The 3,969-nt window shown below is 28.0% G+C and carries 4 protein-coding genes and 1 pseudogene; 1 reads left to right on the top strand and 4 read right to left on the bottom strand.

Annotated features, from left to right (window positions below; translation table 11 throughout):
- The 4 genes from Q0J90_RS03370 to Q0J90_RS03355 form a co-directional block, all read right to left on the bottom strand.
- A partial coding sequence (locus Q0J90_RS03370; protein WP_297276565.1) for an aminotransferase class III-fold pyridoxal phosphate-dependent enzyme occupies positions 1 to 612 on the bottom strand: 612 nt, incomplete at its 3' end.
- A 40-nt stretch (positions 613 to 652) separates the two neighbouring features.
- Entirely contained in the window at positions 653 to 1,318 is a 666-nt protein-coding gene (gene bioD / locus Q0J90_RS03365; protein ID WP_297276564.1) for a dethiobiotin synthase, read from the bottom strand.
- Positions 1,319 to 1,346: 28 nt separating this feature from the next.
- Complete coding sequence (bioB, locus tag Q0J90_RS03360) at positions 1,347 to 2,348, bottom strand: biotin synthase BioB (RefSeq protein ID WP_297276563.1); 1,002 nt, start codon at positions 2,346 to 2,348, stop codon at positions 1,347 to 1,349.
- A gap of 13 nt (positions 2,349 to 2,361) precedes the next feature.
- A complete protein-coding gene (locus Q0J90_RS03355) occupies positions 2,362 to 3,330 on the bottom strand; it encodes a biotin--[acetyl-CoA-carboxylase] ligase (protein WP_297276562.1) in 969 nt (322 codons plus the stop codon).
- A gap of 457 nt (positions 3,331 to 3,787) precedes the next feature.
- Here Q0J90_RS03355 and Q0J90_RS03350 point away from each other — a divergent pair.
- Positions 3,788 to 3,969, top strand: a pseudogene (locus Q0J90_RS03350) (Hsp20/alpha crystallin family protein); the annotation flags it as partial.

Below are 3,969 nucleotides of genomic sequence, written 5' to 3'. Positions count from 1 at the left end.
AAACTTTTTTTCAGCATCTTCAAAACATTCGCATTTGCAAGTTTCTCTATTTTTGCAGTATTTACATCTGTAGCAGTCAGGTGCTTCTATATGTATAGTGTCCATTAACATAGGCTTGTATATTTTTGCATATAAGTCTAAACTTCCAACGGATAATGCCCCAATAGTTTCACCATGATAACCATCAGTAAAACACATGAATCTTGTTCTTTTTGTATTTCCTATTTGATGCTGATATTGAAAAGACATTTTTAATGCAGCTTCTATAGATGAAGAACCATTATCAGAAAAATTGAATTTAGTTAATCCTTTTGGAATTATTTTTATAAGCTCCTCGCATAATTTAATAGCTCCTTCATGAGAGAAGTTTGCAAATATTACATGCTCTAATCTGTCAAGCTGTGCTTTTATATTAGCATTTATTTTTTCATTGCAATGCCCAAGTAAATTACACCACCAAGAACTTACGATATCAATATACTCTTTTCCGTCTTTATCGTATAAATAAATTCCCTTTCCTCTGTCTATAATGATCGGAGGAAGTTCTTCATAATCTTTCATCTGCGAGCATGGATGCCAAATATATTTTAAATCCTTTTCTTCTAATGTCATAATAAGTCCTTTTTATTTATGTGAAATAAAAGTAAAAATATTATTCAAAAAGATTGTCTAAATTTTTATCATCTAATTTTAAAATACCGTCCATAACAACGCCTATAATTTTTACACCAGTCATATCTTCGATCATTTTTTTATTATCATCATGCATTTTATTTGTTATTTCAAATCTATTTAATATAATACCATTAATTTTTAAATTTTTATTTCTCATATACTCTATAGTTAAAACCGTAGAATTAATTGTGCCAAGTCCGGCATCTGCTATTATTATAGAAGGTATATTTAATTGTTTTATTATGTCTTCTAAAAATATTTTTTTATTATCATCATATCTTATAGGGCATATTATACCGCCGCTTCCCTCCACTATAATATAATCATGTTTTTCAGACATATTTTTATATGCTTTTCTTATGATTTCTATATTAGGAGGATTCCCCTCAATTTGAGCTGCCAAATGAGGGGAATAGGCATGCTTATAAGTATAAGACACCATTTCATTATATGAATCTGATAAATTAGCTTTCTCTTTTACATGCCAAGCATCGCTGTCTGTTATATCATTGCTTCCGCTTAAAGCTGCTTTATAATAACCTATATCCAAACCTTTATTTTTCATATATTCAGCAATTAAACCTGATACATAAGTTTTTCCTATATCAGTACCAGTTGCCGTTATAAAAAGTGCTTTAGCCATAATAATTTTCTCTTTTACTTTTATATAATCAATCTTCTGTAAGCTGAATTTTATATCCTAATTCTTCTACCATTTTTTTATCCGTTTCTATTGATATTCCTGCAGTAGTAAGCATATCGCCTGTTATAGCTGCATTTGCTCCGGATAAAAAGCATGATTTTCCTTTATCATTCATAAGTCCCCTTCCGCCTGCAAGTCTTATAAATGCTCTAGGATTAATAAATCTGTAAATAGCAACTATTCTTCTCATATCATCTTCAGTAAGAGGATTAATATTTTCAAAAGGAGTGCTTGCTATAGGATTAAGCATATTAACAGGTATTGACATTATTCCAAGTTCTCTAAGCTCTATTGCCATATCAATTCTATCTTCCCAAGTTTCACCCATTCCCATAATACCGCCGCTGCATACAACCATTCCTGCTTTTTGTGCTGCTTTTATAGCTTTAATTTTGTCATCATAAGTATGAGTAGTGCATACTTGAGGAAAGAAATTTCTTGAAGCTTCCAAATTATTATGCACCCTTCTAAGTCCTGCTTTTTTCATTTTACTAAATCCTTCCTCATCAAGAAGCCCTAAAGAAGCACATATATATCCGTCAGTTTCTTTATTTAGGGTCTCTAATGCCTCATAAACTTCATCAATCTCTTTTCCATATAAAGCTCTTCCTGATGTTACTATAGAGTATCTTAAAACACCTTTATCAAAATCGCTTTTTCCCTGTTCTAAAATCTTTTCTTTATCTAATATTTCGTATTCCTCGCAGTTTGTATCATAATGAGATGACTGGGCACAAAATTTGCAATTTTCTGAGCATTTTCCGCTTTTAGCATTTATTATTGAACACATATCAAATATATCAGAACAAAAATATTTTCTTAATGCATTAGCAGATGAACATAAATTTTCTAACGGTACATCAACCAATTTTAAAGCCTCTTCTTTTGTTATATCATACCCATTTATAATTTTTAACTTTAAATCCTCTAAAGATATTTCCTGTTTTATAATTGATTCAATATTGCTCATTTTATTAACCTTCCTATTTATAATTTATGCTTCCTGATAAAAGCCTGTCAACTTTACCGTCATTAAATTCTATAACAAGAGCAAAACTCTTATCTATATCTAAAACCTTAACTATATTTTCATCTCCATTTATATTTATAATAACTTTTCTGCCAATTAAAAATGAACGCTTTTTATACTCTTCATAAAAATTAACATCATTGAAATAATATTCCCAAAGATTTTCTAATATTCTTGCTATTAAAATATTTCTTATATCTGTTTTTGTACTTATTGATGCCGCTATATTATCAAGCTCTTTAGGGAAACCTGATTTAGGAAAATTAACATTAATTCCTATTCCAATTACAGCATAATCTAATTTCCCATCTTCAAAACTAAATGCTCCTTCAGTAAGTATTCCGCATACTTTTTTATTATTTATAAACACATCATTAATCCATTTTATTTGAGTGTCCTCATTTGTAATTTCTTCTATAGATTTTGATACAGCCATTGCCGCAGCAGTTGTTATAAACAAATTATTAAAAATCTTATTCTCTTTTTTTAAATTAAGTATAATGCTCATATATATTCCGGTTCCATAAGGAGAAAAAAATGATTTTCCGTTTCTTCCGTATCCGCTTGTCTGCTCTTCTGCTAATACAACTGTTCCGCTTTCTGCTCCTTTTATTGCAAGTCCTCTGGCTATAATATTTGTAGATTCAACTGTTTTATATATAATAAAATTAAACTTATCATCATATTTAGACATGTTATTTTTTATGATTTTTGATGATAAAACATCCGTTTCTATTGACATTACATATCCCTTATTAGATACTGCCTTAATGTCATAACCTTCATTCTTAAGAGTTTTTACAGCCTTCCAAACTGCCGCCCTGCTTACATTCAAACTGTTTGCCAATTTTTCACCGGATATATAAAGGCCTTTATTTGATTCCAATATGGATATTATATTTTCCTTTATGTTTCTACTCATAGAAATAGAATAACATATACAAAATAATTGTCAACCATAAAAATATAAAAGGTTTACGATTAAATATTTATATTGATAAAATACAAATAAATTATTAAAATTTATTATTTTTTGATACATATAAAACATCTAAATAAAAAACTTATATATTTTAATTTTTTAATAAAACTCAGTACAAATTAGATACATCGATTCTTATTTACATATTAACTAGTATAATTGATATACAAAGCCTTATTTTAACTGTATTAATATCATACACATTATCATTTCTATAATAATTTGATATCTTAAAAAAGACTAAAAACGTATAATTAATAAACAATATAATAAAAATAATTGGTACAATTCTTGCATATATATTAGTGTAGCGATGATAAAAACTCAAAAGAGTTAGGAAATAGATTAAAAAGCTACATTAAATCAGAAATATAAAAGTTAATAAGGAGTTTTAACTATGACTAAAAACATATTTTTACCAGCTTTACATACTATATTAGATGATTTTAGAGGTTTTAATGAAGCATTTAATAGCTTATACAATAATAATGAAATGAAAAGAGCATGCCGCTGCAATATAGAAGAAAATGATAAAAATTATTCTATAGAAATGGACATGCCTGGAGTAAAAAAAGAAGA

It is taken from the genome of uncultured Brachyspira sp. (genome assembly GCF_944390595.1).
Classification (GTDB): domain Bacteria; phylum Spirochaetota; class Brachyspiria; order Brachyspirales; family Brachyspiraceae; genus Brachyspira.
This window is presented reverse-complemented; position numbering and strand designations above follow the sequence as displayed.